Source organism: Boudabousia liubingyangii, assembly GCF_001907245.1.
Lineage (GTDB): Bacteria > Actinomycetota > Actinomycetes > Actinomycetales > Actinomycetaceae > Boudabousia > Boudabousia liubingyangii.
Genome location: NZ_MQSU01000004.1, coordinates 305,161 through 319,503, shown reverse-complemented (window position 1 = coordinate 319,503; position 14,343 = coordinate 305,161). Strand labels below are relative to the sequence as shown.

The window sequence follows — 14,343 nt, the reverse complement described above, 5'->3', positions numbered from 1 at the left end:
TGGTTTTCACCATCCAAAAGCCATATGCATAATCAGGAAACAGGCCGGAGCGGTTACTAGCAAGGAATCGAGTCGATCCATTACGCCTCCGTGGCCCGGGAGGATATTACCCATGTCTTTTAGGCCGAGGTCGCGTTTAAGGAGTGATTCAGCTAGGTCGCCGGCTGTGGCGGTTACGGCGCACAAAAGTCCGAGGATGATTCCCCACCAAGGACGGGCCCCCATCAGGTACATGCCAATCGTGCCAATTAGCAGCGTGGCAGTGATGGAACCGGCGAATCCTTCCCAGGATTTCTTCGGAGAGATGGAAGGTGCCATAGGATGCTTCCCGAACATGACTCCGGCAATATAACCACCAGTATCGTTACCCACGGTAATAAGTACGAAAAGCAGCACCGGCCAAATTCCACGGAGCAGCAGCAAAACTGCGAAAGAAGCTAGAAGTGGTACGTACCCTAAAGCAAATGCCGAAACCGCAATATTTCGCAGGGTCTGCCTAGAGGAATACCCCGAAACTAGATGCCAGATGATGGCAGCTCCTAAAGCGGCGTAATAGGAAACAAACGCCGCTTCCATTCCCAGTTTGAAGGCTGATACCAAAATGCCAATCGCACCTACGGCCATTACTGGGTAGGCAATGTCTGCGTGGGCTCTTTCGAAAGCTGCCTTCAGCTCAGACAAAGCGATTAGCGAGCCGATACAGGCTAGGACTAGGAAGCCAACAGGGGTAAAGACCATCGAAAGCACTAGTACGGTAGATAGCACTACTGCTACGCCAATTGCAGCGGGTAGGTTTCGACCGGCTTTCGAGGTACTCTTAGGCGCCCGCGCGGCGTCCTCTAGGGTTACAGGGACACTGGGCGGGCGTCTGAGATGTTTACGGGTGGTTTTTAGTTCTGCCATCAGACGGTAAGAAGCTCTGACTCCTTAGCAGAAAGAATCTCATCGACCTCGTCAACGTGACGCTTGGTTAGAGCTTCTAGTTCCTTTTCTGCGCGTGCTACTTCGTCTTCGCCGGCGTCGCCGTCTTTCTTCATCTTATCCAGTGATTCCTTGGCATTACGACGAATACCGCGGATGGAAATACGACCATCTTCAGCTTTCCCCTTAGCCTGCTTGACGTAGTCTTTACGGCGTTCTTCGGTTAGTGCCGGAAGGGTAACGCGGATAACGTTGCCGTCATCGGTGGGGTTTACGCCTAGGTCAGACTCACGGATGGCCTTGAGGATTTCGTTGACAGCGCCGCGATCGAAGGGGCTGATTAGCACGGTGCGGGCTTCAGGGATCTGGAAGGAAGCCAGCTGCTGCATCGGGGTGGGAGCGCCATAGTAGTCCACCATCAAGCTGGAGAACATGCCTGCGTTTGCGCGACCAGTGCGGATAGCTGCGAATTCTGATCGAACCACGTCGACAGCCTTGTCCATCTTTTCTTCTGCTTCGAGCAGTACTTCGTCAATCATTGACAGCCTTCTTTCTAGTGGGCTAGTTTTTCGCTGGTTACGAGGGTTCCGATCTCCTCACCGAGAAGAGCAGAAGTGACGTTTCCAGGATCGTTCATCCCGAAAACACGCATGTTTACATTATTATCCATGCAAAGGGAAAATGCTGCCGCATCAACGACTTTTAGTCCCTGAGCCAAAGCTTCTTGGTAGGTGACCTGCTTTAGCAGTTTAGCTTCAGGATCTTTCCGGGGATCAGCAGTGTAAACGCCGTCAACACCGTTCTTGGCCACTAGTACTTCATCGCACTTAGTTTCGAGGGCGCGCTGAGCAGCGACGGTATCGGTTGAGAAGAAGGGCATACCAGCTCCGGCGCCGAAGACGACGACGCGTCCCTTCTCTAGGTGCCTGATGGCACGTAGCGGAATGTAGCTTTCCGCGACCTGTCCCATGGCGATTGCGGTCTGTACGCGGGTGCTTACTCCCTGTTGCTCAAGGAAGTCCTGTAGGGCAAGGGCATTCATCACGGTGCCAAGCATTCCGACGTAGTCTGCGCGTGCCCGATCGAATCCGCGCTGTGATAGTTCGGCGCCACGGAAGAAGTTGCCGCCGCCTACTACTACGGCGATTTCTACACCGGCTTGGTTAGCAGCTTTGATTTGCGAGGCAATGTCGGCGAGGACGTCCGGATCAAGCCCGATGGTGCCACCACCGAATACTTCTCCGGATAGTTTTAGCAGGACTCGTCTACGCGACGTTTCAGTGGTCATAGAAAGAACCTTTCCTTGTGCACAGTGCTTTAGCTTAGTTTACCGCGAATAGACAAACAAAGAGCCCCGGACACGGGGTCCGGGGCTCTTTAAGTTTAGTCTCAGGCGCCTACGTGGAAACGCTTGAAATCTAGAACCTGTCCCTTGGTGGCGTCAACGATCTGACCCACGGTGGACTTGGGATCCTTAGCGAAAGGCTGATCCAGTAGGCAGTTCTCCTTGAAGAAGCCACCTAGACGGCCTTCGACGATCTTCGGTAGTGCAGCTTCCGGCTTGCCTTCGGAACGGGTTAGCTCTTCAAGAGTGTGACGTTCCTTCTCAACGACCTCTGCCGGAACGGATTCGCGGCTTAGGTATTCGGGCTGGTAAGCAGCGATGTGCAGAGCAACATCGTGTGCAACCTCGGCGGCGGCAGCATCGGTGGCTACTAGCACGCCAACCTGCGGGGGCAGGTCGGGGTTGGAGTGGTGTAGGTAAGAGGTAACAACCGGAGCTTCTAGACGAACCATCTTGGAAACAACGATCTTTTCACCAATCACGGATGCGATAGAGTCGACTAGGTCCTGAACGGTACCCTGCTCAACCGGAGCGGATAGTAGGGACTCTAGATCATTAGCGCCGGATTCTACGGCAGCAGCTAGAACCTGGTTGGCGAAGTCGATGAACTTTTCGTTCTTAGCAACGAAGTCAGTTTCGGAGTTAACTTCAACCATTACGCCGACCTGGCCGTCGCCCTGATCAGCAATGCTGGACAGTACTAGACCAGCGGAGGCGCTACGACCTTCACGCTTGGAGAGGGACTTGATGCCCTTTAGGCGGATGATCTCTAGAGCCTTTTCGAAGTCGCCTTCAGCTTCTTCGAGGGCTTTCTTAACATCCATTAGGCCTGCACCGGTCTTGGCGCGTAGGTCCTTGATGTCAGAAGTAGTGTAGTTAGCCATTAGCTTTGACCTTTCGCTTTAATCAGGCTTCTTCGGATTCAGACTTAGCTGATTCTTCAGCTTTTGCTTCGGGAGCGGCTTCAGCGGGAGCTTCAGCCTTCTCTTCGGAAGCGTCAGCGTTTAGTAGTTCGCGCTCCCATTCGGCTAGCGGTTCACCTTCAGCAGCTTCTTCAGCACCGTTCTTGGCGCCGGAGCGGGCGACTAGGCCTTCTGCACAGGCGTCTGCAACGACGCGGGTTAGTAGTGCAACGGCGCGGATGGCGTCATCGTTACCGGGGATACGGTAGTCAATTTCGTCAGGATCGCAGTTGGTGTCAAGAATTGCCACAACCGGGATGTTTAGCTTCTTAGCTTCAGCAACCGCGAGGTGTTCCTTCTTGGTGTCAACAACCCAGAGAGCTGAGGGGACCTTGGCCATGTCACGGATACCGTTTAGGGTGCGTGATAGCTTGTCCTTCTCACGACGCATCATTAGCAGTTCCTTCTTGGTGTACTGCGAAGCTGCGACGTCTTCGAAATCGATCTGTTCTAGTTCCTTCATGCGCTGGATACGACCGGCGACAGTCTGGAAGTTGGTTAGCATACCGCCTAGCCAACGGTGGTTAACGTAGGGCATACCTACGCGGGTAGCCTGCTCCTGCACGGTTGCCTGAGCCTGCTTCTTGGTTCCAACGAACAAAACGTTGCCACCGTGTGCAACAGTCTGCTTTAGGAAGTCGTATGCAATGTCAATGTCAGCAACGGTCTGCTGCAAGTCAATGATGTAAATGCCGTTACGTTCGGTGAGGATAAAGCGCTTCACCTTCGGGTTCCAACGACGGGTCTGGTGACCGAAGTGAACACCTGCTTCTAGGAGTTCACTCATCTTGACGACTGCCATTTCAATCCTTTCCACGCCTTTTGGCGCGAGGACACGTTAATGTCCTTTTTCTTTGTTTCAGTTGCTTACAGATTACTTTTGCAATCTGCCCTAGTGCCCCTAGGCTTAACCAAGAAGGGAATCCTTCCGACTGCGGCTAAGCACTTATTTCAATTTGAAATGCGGGCACGCGAAGTCGCCCACGAGTGGGCGCTAAAGAGATAATAACGTAAAACTCAAACTTTCTCTTATTTCCCAAGGGGATATTGCCGTTCTCGTGTCGACCTTCACAAAAGGCTTCCACAAGTTCCGTTTTCCCCAATCTGAACTCGCTGATTCCCTCCCCTTTTACTTCGAAAGATATTTTCTCGGTGGAACATCAAAACTTCGGAAGGGAAATAATGCACTCGAATATTCTCCTGATCTTTCGTGCTCTCAGTTTTCCACTGATGGCCAATATCCTATTTCTCTCCTCCTTTATTGGCGAAGCACCGCAGTTTATCCCGGATCCGACCATGACTATCGGTACGGTTACTAGAACATCTCTGCCCAGCTCAAGTGGGGATAGCGTTTCTTGGGATGGAAGTTTCGCGCGGCCCTTGCGGTCCCTTAATGTATTAGTCCCGTTCTCAGCCCCGGATTCGCACTTCGGCGCTGGACATCGGGTTGTTACCTTGAGTTGCCATAGGGGCGAAACGATATTCTCCCCTGCCGCGGGAACAGTTTTTGCCAGTGGTGAGGTTTCCGGAACTAAGTACTTTTCCATCCGCCATCTAGGAAATTTCAGAACCACTTTCACTGGCGCTACCTCTTCGCTACCTGTAGGGGAAAGTGTCTATCGCTCCCAGGCGGTCGGGGCTTGCATTTCTGAGCGTCTAATGTGGGGCGGAAAGTTTGATAAATACAACTATCTTGACCCAATCTCGCTTATTTCCGACACTAGGCTATTGCTCCCCTAGTTTAGGCACGAGGAAATGCCTGTAAGTAGACCTTCGCTAGACGCGCTTGATCGACGTGCGTATATCGTTGTGTAGTGCTCAAGGCCGAGTGCCCAAGATAGTCCTGCACGACTCTAAGATCAGCGCCTGCTGAGAGCAAATGTGTGGCGGCAGTGTGCCGAAGATCGTGTGGTGAAATATCGGGCACACCAGCTTGTATAGAGGCTTGGTGTACTTCGTTGCGTACTTGCCTCTGATCAAGGCGGTTCCCTCTATTACCCAAGAATAGGGCTTTCTCTGCCGGACTTATTCGGAGCATCGGACGCCCAGCTTTTAAATACGCTTCAAGGGCCCGAGCCGCTGGAATCCCGAAGGGAATAACTCTTTCTTTTTGTCCCTTACCCATAACTCGAATGGTTCGATTAGCAAAATCTATATCTTCGACATTCAAACTAACAAGCTCGGAGACACGCATCGCGGTCGCATAGAGCAGTTCCAAGCAACACCAGCGCCTTACCGCATGCGCTAATTTCTCGCGGTCTCCCAGGTCCCGTTGCAAGATCGCTTCAGCTTTTGCAGTTTTTAGTAACTGCGTGACTTGTTCGGTGCTTAACACTGATGGCAAGTGCTTTCCTAGCTTCGGCGTTTGAAGACGTGAAGCGGGGTTATTCTTAACGATTCCTTGCTGTTCGGCCCATTTAAAGAAGGTTCTTAGAGTGGCAGCTTTGCGGGCGACTGAGGCTCTTCCCAAGCCAGCTGAGACCTGAGCACCGAGCCAAAGTCGTAACATTGGATAATCTATTTCATCAAGTGTTTTCAGACCTTTATGTTCTGCTTTCAGGTCGTTAAAACAAAGCGTTAAATCTGAGATATAGGCTCGAATAGTATGCTCACTGTAACCTTTATCAAGCGCCAAATGCTTTTCAAAGGCAGTTAGCTCTGCAGTTGCATACCGGTTTTCCATACCCTGATTATGTCACGAGTTTCTTCCCATCCGTTGGTATCTACCATTGGGCGTTTTAAGAATATATCCACCTAGTTCCAGGGTCGAAAGTATTCTGGCGACCATAAAGTGATCTATGCCGGTGACCTCGGAAAGCTTGTCGATTGACGCAATTCCAGAAAGCGGAAAGGCGTCGAATACTCTCTGTTCAGCTTCGTCTAAACCCATGGTGGCATTCTGTGATTCTATTTTCATTACCGAGTCTAGGCGGTCGAAGGAGAATAATTCTCCGCGTTCCGTTGCGATCATCTCTAGGATGTCTTCCGCAGAAGAAATTAGGTGGGCGTGATTTTTGATGAGATCATTGGAGCCAACTGACAGCGCTGAGTTTATAGGTCCTGGAACTGCCCCCACGGGTCTGCCAAGTTGCAAGGCCCTTCTTGCGGTAGCTAAGGCTCCTGATCGGGCAGAGGCCTCAACTACAACCGTCGCGGCACTGAAAGCAGCGATTAGGCGATTTCGGGCTAAGAACCGCCATCGTGCTGGCCGCCACCCGATCGGTATTTCGCTTAGCAAGGCGCCGTTTCCATCAATTATTTGACGTTGTAGGCCTGCCAATGCCTGCGGATAAAAATGGTCGAGCCCACCAGCCATGAAGGCAATGGTACGTCCCCCTACGCTTAGAGCTCCCTCATGAGCCGCCGCATCTACACCAAAAGCTCCACCTGACACGATTGTGGCGCCAGCAGAAGCGAGTTCGGCAGCTAAGTCGTAAGCCACTCTCTGAGCATACCGACTGCATGCTCTGGCACCCACGATAGCGATTGGCAGACTGGATGAGAGTTCCCCACGCACCCACATTCCGATGGGGCTTTCCTCTCCCAGATCGTCTATTAACTGTGGCCACGAGTGATCTTCCGAAGTAATAAAAGCAGCGGAGATCGATTCAAGTGCTTGTACCTGAGCTTTGACGTCGATCGCAGCGATCCGGCTTTTCAGGCTATTTTTTAAACGATTTAACTGAGCAGCGCCAAGATCATTTTGAATTTCAGTTATGTTTTTTGGGATTAATCCGTTCTGTTCGAAAACCACGGCCAGAGCCTGGGAGGAACTAACTCTCTGCAATAGTCGATTTACTAGCGGATTGGGCGGTTCGACTAAATTAGCCCAGATGAGTTTCCCTATCTGAGGATCCTTAGAATCGGTAATTAAGTCATGGATTTTTTGCTTGTAGTTAGCACCCATCAAAGCTTGAGAATTTTCGCTCTTAGATGTCATTTTCTAGCCCCTGTTGTCTAAGCATTAAAGCTGTTTTTACGGACTCTGAATCTGGGATTTCCTGGTCAGCTAGATCAGCGACGGTCCATGCCACCTTTAAGACTCGGTCAAGTCCACGCATGGTAAGGACTCCTCGATTCACCAGATTTCGAAGTTGATAAAGTAGCTGAGAATCCATTCTGGAGTTCAATGCGCTGAGGGTTTTACCATCTAGTTGCGCATTGGTGCTAAGCCCAAATTCTGAAAGCCGATATTGTGCCCGGTCACGCGCTTGACAGACCCGTTTTTGGACTTCTTTTGAAGTTTCGGTTGGCTTGTCTAGGCTTGATCCTAGGATTGGGGTTTCTACCTGCACTTGGATATCAATCCGGTCTAAAAGTGGACCGGAAAGACGCTGTAAATAACGCCGCTGTGAAAGAGAGGAACAGGTGCATCGTCTTTTAGTTGAATAGGCGTATCCACAGGGACATGGATTTGCGGCTAAAACTAGTTGGAAATCTGCTGGCAATACACTGCTGCTTCGCAGTCGTCTAATCGCGACCTGCTTAGACTCAAGTGGCTCCCTCAGTGCATCTAGGACTCGAGGCGCGAATTCTGGTGCTTCATCTAAGAACAGCACTCCCTGATGAGCCTGAGTAATTGCCCCGGGAATCGGAAGTGGACCACCACCGCCAATTAGTGCCGGTAGCGTAATTCCATGATGAGGGGCGATGAAGGGACGTGTTCGTTTGATCTTTATCAGATCTGCGCTTCGATCTAAGGCAATTGAGTCAATGCAGGCACATTCAAGTGCTTGCTCACTTGTTAGCGGAGGCAAGATTCCAGGTAGCGCCTTTGCGAGCATGGTTTTTCCCGACCCGGGAGTTCCATATAGGAACAGATTATGGCCACCCGCTGCCGCCACTTCCAAGGCCCGCTTCGCTAACTGTTGTCCGTGAATCTCGGATAGATCGATGATTGCCGGCTCTTGTTGTGTTTCTGGCCGTTCTTCGTGATGACGTTCTTCTCTAAGTTGTAATTCCGGCAAAGCGCAGGTGTTCTTACCGCTTAAGATTGCTAAGACTTCTCTCAGATGCCGGCATGGAAGTATTTCGATCCCTGGGACCAGAGAGGCCGGGGCAAAGTCCTCAAAAGAGACGATTACTGCCTGTGCACCATTTTTCTTCGCTGCTAATACCGCGGGAAGGATCCCTCGCACCGAATGTAGTTTCCCGTCTAGCCCTAGTTCGGCGATTAAGAAATGAGTATTGAGGTTCTGCGCTGGCAACTTCCCTTGGGCCCAAATTAGGGAAACTGCTATTGCCAGGTCGAGGCCGGAGCCCGATTTTGGAATCTCAGCTGGGAATAGGTTAATGGTGACGCGATGATTTCCTAGAGAGAATCCACAGCTAGAAACTGCGGCTCGAACACGCTCTTTAGACTCCCGTAAAGAGGCATCGGGCAACCCCACTAGGGTGATAGCTGGAAGCCCAGCTGAAACTTGAGTTTCTACGACTACTGGGATACCGCTAATCCCCGAGAGTGAAATACTTCTTGTTGCCACCACAGTAGACATCAGAAACCTTCAATTCGGTAGATGCTTACTTGCGGTATGGGGTTATTGCGACAGAAGTGCACTTCGCAGACCAGCATCTGCAGGCGATAGAAATCGCTTGGTTTTTCTTGTTCCAAGTAGGTGCTGATAGCTCTTTTTAGATTTCTAATTTTTCTTGCATTTACTTGTCCAGCTCCGCTACCACTACCTGTCGAGAGTCTGGTTTTTACTTCGACGAAGGCTAAGGCCCCAGATCTTTCCGCAATTAGGTCAATTTCGCCGTACTTACAGTTCCAGTTTCGATCGACTATTTTCCAGTCGCTTTTAGTGAGTACTCGAGCTGCTAATTCTTCCCCTAAAGCACCGACTTTTTGATTATGTTTAGGTACTCGCTGATATTTCATGAAATAACCTCCATGCCTAGAGAATGAGGCATGGAGGTTATTTGGTTTAGATCTGTTGAGACTATTTGGGGAAAGCTATGGGTGTGGAAAACTAGTTTGAGATTTCCAAATCATTGCGTGTTAGCTCTTCCACGTTTACATCCTTGAAAGTCACCACGCGGACATTTTTTACGAATCGTGAAGAACGATAAATATCCCAGACCCAAGCATCGTGAAGAGCAAGTTCAAAGTAGATTTCGCCACCGGTCGAACGAGCCTGCACATCTACTTGATTAGCCAAGTAAAAACGTCGTTCCGTTTCTACCACATATTTGAAGAGTGGCAGCACGTCACGATACTCACGAAATAGCGCTAACTCATGCTCGTTTTCAAAACGTTCTAGTTCTTCACGACTCATGGCCCCTTCTTTCTTCGCTCTTTGTCACTCCGGGAATCTTCCACGACTTGCGATGCCACGGACTGAGTCCGAGTTGTCCAATCGCGGCAATGTGCTTTGCTGAAGCATATCCCTTATTGGAACTCCAATCGTACCCCGGATCTTCTAACTCGCACATCAGCTTGTCTCTTGCGACCTTAGCCAAAACTGAAGCGCCAGCAATCGAAGCGCATTTTAGATCGCCTTTTTTCACGGTCAAGACCCTTGGCATCGGGTGTGGCTGAGCTTCGGGTAGCTCCACATCCCAAAGCGAGAGGAGGGCTTGTTCTTTGGGAGTAATGAAATCGAAAATGCCATCTAACAGGACAGCTTCGACTTTGAATCCCTGCGCAAGTAGATTATTTATTCCTCTAAAAGCCGCAAGTTGCAATGCGGTGGAAAGACCATAGGTGTCGATTTCCTCAACCGTCGCGATTCCGAGGGCATGCCCAAGCGACCAGCTCTGGACCTGTGCCACTAATGATTCACGACGCTTAGGGGTTAAGCATTTTGAATCCTTTAGACCTTGGGGCGGAGGTGTAACGTTACGATCTACTAAACAGAGTCCTAGGTACAGGGGTCCGGCTAGGGCTCCCCTGCCAACTTCATCAATGCCACAAACAGTGGAGTATTCCTTAAGCAGTTCAGTCTCAAGGTCTAAATCAGCATCTAGGTTCATGTTCAGTTACCAGAAGCTGGTGGAACCTTTGAATAGACATCTCGGTATTCGGCGAGTTTTGCCCACCGGTTATAGGGCCAGACAACTACGAATGCCTTTCCCAGTACAGAGTCGATTGAGATAGTTCCCTGATATTGGTTTTCCATGTGTTCACGGGAATCTGCTGAATGAGAGCGGTTATCTCCCATAACCCAGAGTCGACCAGCAGGAACGGTGACGGAGAAATCTTTGAGTGAAGGCTCTTGCCCGTCAGCAACGTAGGGTTCGTCGATTGGAACACCGTTGATTTTCAATCTGCCCTTTTGATCGCAGCATTCAACCCGATCTCCGGGGAGCCCGATGACCCGTTTGATTAGCTGCTGGTGGGTTAAGTCTGCGCGCACACCGGACCAAACTAGGGGTTTTTCCCACCAAGCAAGTTTACTTTCCGGTGGTTGCCCTAACCAATCGTCATTGTCGGCAAAGACCACAATATCGCCACGTTCAATGGGCACCCACGCGGGGGTAAGTTTAGAGGCTAGGACATAGTCTCCCGGCATCAGTGTGGTTTCCATCGAGCCTGATGGAATATAAAAACGTTGTACCACAAACTGTCGAATACCGGTCATTACCCCAATCGCAATCAGAATTACGAATAGGTATTCAAATAGTTGGCGAGGCAGCGACCGGGGTGTTTCCCTGAGCGCAGAGTGCGCGACGGGGCCCGATTCCGTGAGACGACGTTTTTTCAAGCTACCTCCTATTAACCAATAAGCATTCTACCGCTAATTAGAGGAGGTGTGCCCCAACACGGGGCACACCTCCTCTATCGGCTTTAAATGCAAGATTACTTAGCAGTGCGCTCGCGGCGCTCCTTAACCTTGGCTGCCTTGCCGTGACGCTTACGTAGGTAGTAAAGCTTGGCACGACGAACGTCACCGCGGGAAACGACCTCGATGGAATCGATGGTCGGAGCGTTAACCGGGAAGGTACGCTCAACACCACAACCGAAGGAGACCTTACGGATGGTGAAGGTTTCACCGATACCAGCACCACGGCGTGCAATTACTACACCCTGGAAAACCTGGATACGAGAACGGTTACCTTCAACAACGCGGACGTTGACCTTTAGGGTATCCCCGGGACGGAAGGGGGGAATATCAGAACGAATCTGAGCTGCTTCGAGCTCGTCAAATTTCCTCATTATTTTTCCTTCACGCTCTAGCCGTAGGTCTTCGAACGTGTCTCAGCGCTTAATGCGCGACTTCATTTTTGTGGTAGTGCTTTGCGGTCCCCCTACGGCAGGCATCCGCACACTTCCACAAGAGACTATTGTGCCAAAAAACCCAATAGTTAGCTAGCTAAATCCCGGTGGGAATGGTTACTTTTCCAAGAGATCTTTACTTGCCGCTGCCCTCGGAGGCGTTAGACGTGCCATTAATGCTGCATCTAATTCAAGGACTTGCAGGTCTTCTCCTGGAATCTCAGAGCTAAGCAAACTACGAAGATTACGACGCTGGCTGTTTGAGGCCCGCTTGAACCCGGCATCCAAGAGCGCATTTAAAGCCGGGGTGGCACCTGTTTCAGCTTGGGGCGCAGCTACGAAAACCTGTCCTTCGCCGAATAGCGTGTGCCGGATATCTGCAGCAGCTTCAAGAACTTCGAAGGCTGAGATCAAGTCACCACAGGGATGATCGAGAAGCAAAACATAGTTTTTCTTCTTGTGAATCAACTTGGTAATCACTGGGGAATGAGTAGTCTTGAATCCACCGGTTTGTTTAAGCGCCGCCTCAGTAACATTTGAGAGTCGCTCCGAATGAGCTTGGTTAGCAGACTCAATAGCAAAAGCATAGCCGCGTAGCGCTAGGAAAAGTCGGTCATAGGTGCTTAGGTTAGCGCGGGCCTTACCACCGATTTGAAGCAGATCAGGACGAACTTCGGCAGTTTTTTCCAGCGCACGATCATGGCGCCAGGCGTTTATATCAGCGTGATTTCCGGACTTAAGTACCTCGGGAATTCCCAAGCCAGCGACTTCCGCCGGGCGAGTATAAATCGGGTACTCAAGCAGACCCGATTCCCCGTGTGATTCTTCCGTAAGTGACTCTTGGTTCCCAATTACCTCCGGGACCAAACGAGCGATAGCCTCAATGGCGACCACAGTAGCGGACTCTCCCCCATTGAGGACATAGTCACCGAGGGAAAATTCAATTACTTCGGGGCCCTCTTGATCTTTTAGTGCTTCAACAAAACGCGCGTCAATGCCTTCGTAGCGACCGCAGCAGAAAGTCAACTGTTGGTATGTGGAAAGCCGTTGGGCAAGTTCCTGAGTTAGTCTAACTCCAGAAGGAGACGGCACCAAAATAGCCTGTTGGGAGCCGGAGGCGTGTTCTTCCGATGAGTTTTCCGGCAGCGAAGAGAGCACGGACTCTAGGGCATTAAGCCAGATATCAGCGCGCATGACCATCCCGGCGCCACCACCGTAGGGGGTATCGTCGACTGATCTATGTGGGCCTTCTGCCCAGTCACGGAGATTATGGGTTTGAATCTCGAGTGTTCCAGAGGTCTGAGCTTTGCCCAGTAGTGAGACATCTAGAACTTTGAAGAAGTCAGGGAAAATCGTGAAGATATCGATCCGCATGTTCTGACTCCTTTATTCCTCACCGGCTTCGAGTTCGAATAGCCCTGCTGGTGGGTCGACCGTGACGCTCTGGGCGTCAAGATCTACCTCTGGGACTAATTCTAAAACAAAAGGTAGTAAAACTACCTTCCCACTGTGTAGCTTAATTTCCAGAATCTCTTGCCCAACGGAGAAAATGAGTTCGGTGACAGTACCAATTTCTTGTCCGTCTAGGTCAAGAACCTTTAGCCCTCTTAGCTGGTGTGGATAGTAGGCATCGGGTTCAGCAGTTTCGTCACTGTCTACTAATAATTCGCAGCCACGGTAGTTGGCGGCTGTTTCCGGATTCTCGAGTTCTTCAAAGGCGGCAACAATCTTGGCGCCCTGTTTTCTAAGACCCTTAACGGTTAGTGGTGCCAGTTTTGGGTTGCTGGGGCGAAGAATATTACCTTTGGCGAATCGCTCCCGAATATTATCGGTGCGAATTTCTAAGCGCACATATCCCTTGAGACCTACTGGGGCGCCTACTTTTGCGACAATTACGTCCATATTTCCCTGCTAGATATGGAAAGCCGGCTGGCTCTTGGATTATTAAGAACCAGCCGGCTAAACACTTAGATTAGAGGTCCGTATCGATTACATCGACACGAACCGAACCGCGTGTCGAGATGCCATTGATGACCGTGCGTAGTGCTTTAGCAACACGTCCGCCACGACCGATGACGCGACCCAAGTCATCTGGTGCTACTCGAACTTCTAGTAGCGGTCCACGACGAGTATTCTTGCGGGTCACTTCCACCGCATCAGGGTCATCAACGATGCCCCGGACTAGGTGCTCAAGTGCATCTGCGAGCATGCTCAGGCCTCCTCGGCGGGTGCTTCTTCAGCAGCCGGAGCTTCTTCGGCGGGTGCTTCTTCAGCTTCAGCAGCTTCCTTTTCAGCAGCCTCGGCAGCAGCCTTTTCGGCGGCTTCCTTAGCAGCGGCTTCAGCAGCAGCGGCCTTTAGCTTTTCAGCAGCCTTAGCGGCTTCTTCCATAGCCTTCTGGGCGGCCTTTTCAGCAGCGTCGGCGTCCTTGTACTGAACACGGGATTCAGTGTTCTTGGCGCCCTTGAACTTGGCCCAGTCACCGGTTAGGTCGAGCAGGTGCTTTACCTGGTCGGAGGGCTGTGCGCCCACGCCTAGCCAGTACTGTACTCGCTCAGATTCGATCTGAATGAGTGAGGGGGTTTCCATCGGGTTGTACTTGCCAACCTCTTCAATGACGCGACCATCACGCTTCTTGCGAGAGTCAACGACAACGACACGATAGAACGGTGCACGGATCTTACCCATGCGCTTTAAACGAATGCGAACTGCCACTTTAGTGGTCACTCCTATACTTATCTCGGTTTGGGCCACCCGTTAGTACCGGTGGGATTCGGTCCCAATCTGGGCCCTGTAATGCGTTTTTCGCTCTGAGAGGGGTCGCAAAAAACGAGTACAAACATTTATTGTGCCAGACAAAGCCGTCAAACACGAACTTTGGCTTGACTTGATGACGTGTAGTT

The 14,343-nt window shown here is 51.0% G+C and carries 18 protein-coding genes; all 18 read right to left on the bottom strand.

Annotated elements, in window-relative coordinates:
• Positions 1-6 precede the first annotated feature (6 nt).
• The 18 genes from BSR28_RS08185 to rpsP all read right to left on the bottom strand — a co-directional run bounded on the left by BSR28_RS08185 (position 7) and on the right by rpsP (position 14,155).
• Entirely contained in the window at positions 7-903 is an 897-nt protein-coding gene (locus BSR28_RS08185; protein ID WP_083563231.1) for a phosphatidate cytidylyltransferase, read from the bottom strand.
• The gene (frr, locus tag BSR28_RS08180) at positions 903-1,460 is read right to left on the bottom strand and encodes a ribosome recycling factor (RefSeq protein WP_073709423.1); all 558 of its coding nucleotides are present in this window, start codon (positions 1,458-1,460) and stop codon (positions 903-905) included. Before frr ends, BSR28_RS08185 begins: the two co-directional genes overlap by 1 nt.
• 14 nt (positions 1,461-1,474) lie before the next feature.
• The gene (pyrH, locus tag BSR28_RS08175; RefSeq protein WP_073709424.1) at positions 1,475-2,209 is read right to left on the bottom strand and encodes a UMP kinase; all 735 of its coding nucleotides are present in this window, start codon (positions 2,207-2,209) and stop codon (positions 1,475-1,477) included.
• A 101-nt stretch (positions 2,210-2,310) separates the two neighbouring features.
• Positions 2,311-3,150: a translation elongation factor Ts gene (tsf, locus tag BSR28_RS08170; protein WP_073709425.1), complete on the bottom strand. Its 840-nt coding sequence runs from the start codon at positions 3,148-3,150 to the stop codon at positions 2,311-2,313.
• A gap of 22 nt (positions 3,151-3,172) precedes the next feature.
• Positions 3,173-4,030 carry a 30S ribosomal protein S2 gene (rpsB, locus tag BSR28_RS08165; protein ID WP_073709426.1) on the bottom strand — a complete coding sequence of 286 codons (858 nt, stop codon included), beginning with the start codon at positions 4,028-4,030 and terminating at the stop codon, positions 3,173-3,175.
• A 358-nt stretch (positions 4,031-4,388) separates the two neighbouring features.
• On the bottom strand, positions 4,389-4,775 hold the full coding sequence (locus BSR28_RS08995) for a hypothetical protein (RefSeq protein WP_125899207.1): 387 nt from the start codon (positions 4,773-4,775) through the stop codon (positions 4,389-4,391).
• Positions 4,776-4,969: 194 nt separating this feature from the next.
• The gene (locus BSR28_RS08155; RefSeq protein WP_073713899.1) at positions 4,970-5,911 is read right to left on the bottom strand and encodes a tyrosine recombinase XerC; all 942 of its coding nucleotides are present in this window, start codon (positions 5,909-5,911) and stop codon (positions 4,970-4,972) included.
• 12 nt (positions 5,912-5,923) lie between these two features.
• Complete coding sequence (gene dprA / locus BSR28_RS08150; protein ID WP_073713898.1) at positions 5,924-7,168, bottom strand: DNA-processing protein DprA; 1,245 nt, start codon at positions 7,166-7,168, stop codon at positions 5,924-5,926.
• Entirely contained in the window at positions 7,158-8,723 is a 1,566-nt protein-coding gene (locus BSR28_RS08145) for a YifB family Mg chelatase-like AAA ATPase (protein WP_073713897.1), read from the bottom strand. Before BSR28_RS08145 ends, dprA begins: the two co-directional genes overlap by 11 nt.
• The gene (locus BSR28_RS08140) at positions 8,723-9,106 is read right to left on the bottom strand and encodes a YraN family protein (RefSeq protein ID WP_073713896.1); all 384 of its coding nucleotides are present in this window, start codon (positions 9,104-9,106) and stop codon (positions 8,723-8,725) included. The genes BSR28_RS08145 and BSR28_RS08140 overlap by 1 nt, the downstream gene beginning before the upstream one ends.
• Before the next feature lie 91 nt (positions 9,107-9,197).
• Positions 9,198-9,503, bottom strand: a complete 306-nt coding sequence (locus BSR28_RS08135; RefSeq protein WP_073709432.1) for a DUF2469 domain-containing protein — start codon at positions 9,501-9,503, stop codon at positions 9,198-9,200.
• On the bottom strand, positions 9,493-10,200 hold the full coding sequence (locus BSR28_RS08130) for a ribonuclease HII (protein WP_073713895.1): 708 nt from the start codon (positions 10,198-10,200) through the stop codon (positions 9,493-9,495). The genes BSR28_RS08135 and BSR28_RS08130 overlap by 11 nt, the downstream gene beginning before the upstream one ends.
• Positions 10,201-10,202: 2 nt before the next feature.
• Complete coding sequence (gene lepB / locus BSR28_RS08125) at positions 10,203-10,931, bottom strand: signal peptidase I (protein WP_073709434.1); 729 nt, start codon at positions 10,929-10,931, stop codon at positions 10,203-10,205.
• Positions 10,932-11,026: 95 nt separating this feature from the next.
• Complete coding sequence (gene rplS / locus BSR28_RS08120; protein WP_073709435.1) at positions 11,027-11,383, bottom strand: 50S ribosomal protein L19; 357 nt, start codon at positions 11,381-11,383, stop codon at positions 11,027-11,029.
• 177 nt (positions 11,384-11,560) lie between these two features.
• The gene (gene trmD / locus BSR28_RS08115) at positions 11,561-12,817 is read right to left on the bottom strand and encodes a tRNA (guanosine(37)-N1)-methyltransferase TrmD (RefSeq protein ID WP_073713894.1); all 1,257 of its coding nucleotides are present in this window, start codon (positions 12,815-12,817) and stop codon (positions 11,561-11,563) included.
• Between the two features lie 12 nt (positions 12,818-12,829).
• Positions 12,830-13,345 carry a ribosome maturation factor RimM gene (rimM, locus tag BSR28_RS08110; RefSeq protein WP_073713893.1) on the bottom strand — a complete coding sequence of 172 codons (516 nt, stop codon included), beginning with the start codon at positions 13,343-13,345 and terminating at the stop codon, positions 12,830-12,832.
• Between the two features lie 70 nt (positions 13,346-13,415).
• A complete protein-coding gene (locus BSR28_RS08105) occupies positions 13,416-13,652 on the bottom strand; it encodes an RNA-binding protein (RefSeq protein WP_073709438.1) in 237 nt (78 codons plus the stop codon).
• A 2-nt stretch (positions 13,653-13,654) separates the two neighbouring features.
• Positions 13,655-14,155, bottom strand: coding sequence for a 30S ribosomal protein S16 (gene rpsP / locus BSR28_RS08100; protein ID WP_073709554.1), 501 nt, complete (start codon positions 14,153-14,155; stop codon positions 13,655-13,657).
• Between the last annotated feature and the right edge of the window lie 188 nt (positions 14,156-14,343).

Bases quoted from the DNA above. Each gene is read 5' to 3' on its own strand.
- BSR28_RS08185 (WP_083563231.1), bottom strand. From the start codon at position 903: ATGGCAGAACTAAAAACCACCCGTAAACATCTCAGACGCCCGCCCAGT.
- frr (WP_073709423.1), bottom strand. From the start codon at position 1,460: ATGATTGACGAAGTACTGCTCGAAGCAGAAGAAAAGATGGACAAGGCT.
- pyrH (WP_073709424.1), bottom strand. From the start codon at position 2,209: ATGACCACTGAAACGTCGCGTAGACGAGTCCTGCTAAAACTATCCGGA.
- tsf (WP_073709425.1), bottom strand. From the start codon at position 3,150: ATGGCTAACTACACTACTTCTGACATCAAGGACCTACGCGCCAAGACC.
- rpsB (WP_073709426.1), bottom strand. From the start codon at position 4,030: ATGGCAGTCGTCAAGATGAGTGAACTCCTAGAAGCAGGTGTTCACTTC.
- BSR28_RS08995 (WP_125899207.1), bottom strand. From the start codon at position 4,775: ATGGAAAAGTACTTAGTTCCGGAAACCTCACCACTGGCAAAAACTGTT.
- BSR28_RS08155 (WP_073713899.1), bottom strand. From the start codon at position 5,911: ATGGAAAACCGGTATGCAACTGCAGAGCTAACTGCCTTTGAAAAGCAT.
- dprA (WP_073713898.1), bottom strand. From the start codon at position 7,168: ATGACATCTAAGAGCGAAAATTCTCAAGCTTTGATGGGTGCTAACTAC.
- BSR28_RS08145 (WP_073713897.1), bottom strand. From the start codon at position 8,723: ATGTCTACTGTGGTGGCAACAAGAAGTATTTCACTCTCGGGGATTAGC.
- BSR28_RS08140 (WP_073713896.1), bottom strand. From the start codon at position 9,106: ATGAAATATCAGCGAGTACCTAAACATAATCAAAAAGTCGGTGCTTTA.
- BSR28_RS08135 (WP_073709432.1), bottom strand. From the start codon at position 9,503: ATGAGTCGTGAAGAACTAGAACGTTTTGAAAACGAGCATGAGTTAGCG.
- BSR28_RS08130 (WP_073713895.1), bottom strand. From the start codon at position 10,200: ATGAACCTAGATGCTGATTTAGACCTTGAGACTGAACTGCTTAAGGAA.
- rplS (WP_073709435.1), bottom strand. From the start codon at position 11,383: ATGAGGAAATTTGACGAGCTCGAAGCAGCTCAGATTCGTTCTGATATT.
- trmD (WP_073713894.1), bottom strand. From the start codon at position 12,817: ATGCGGATCGATATCTTCACGATTTTCCCTGACTTCTTCAAAGTTCTA.
- rimM (WP_073713893.1), bottom strand. From the start codon at position 13,345: ATGGACGTAATTGTCGCAAAAGTAGGCGCCCCAGTAGGTCTCAAGGGA.
- BSR28_RS08105 (WP_073709438.1), bottom strand. From the start codon at position 13,652: ATGCTCGCAGATGCACTTGAGCACCTAGTCCGGGGCATCGTTGATGAC.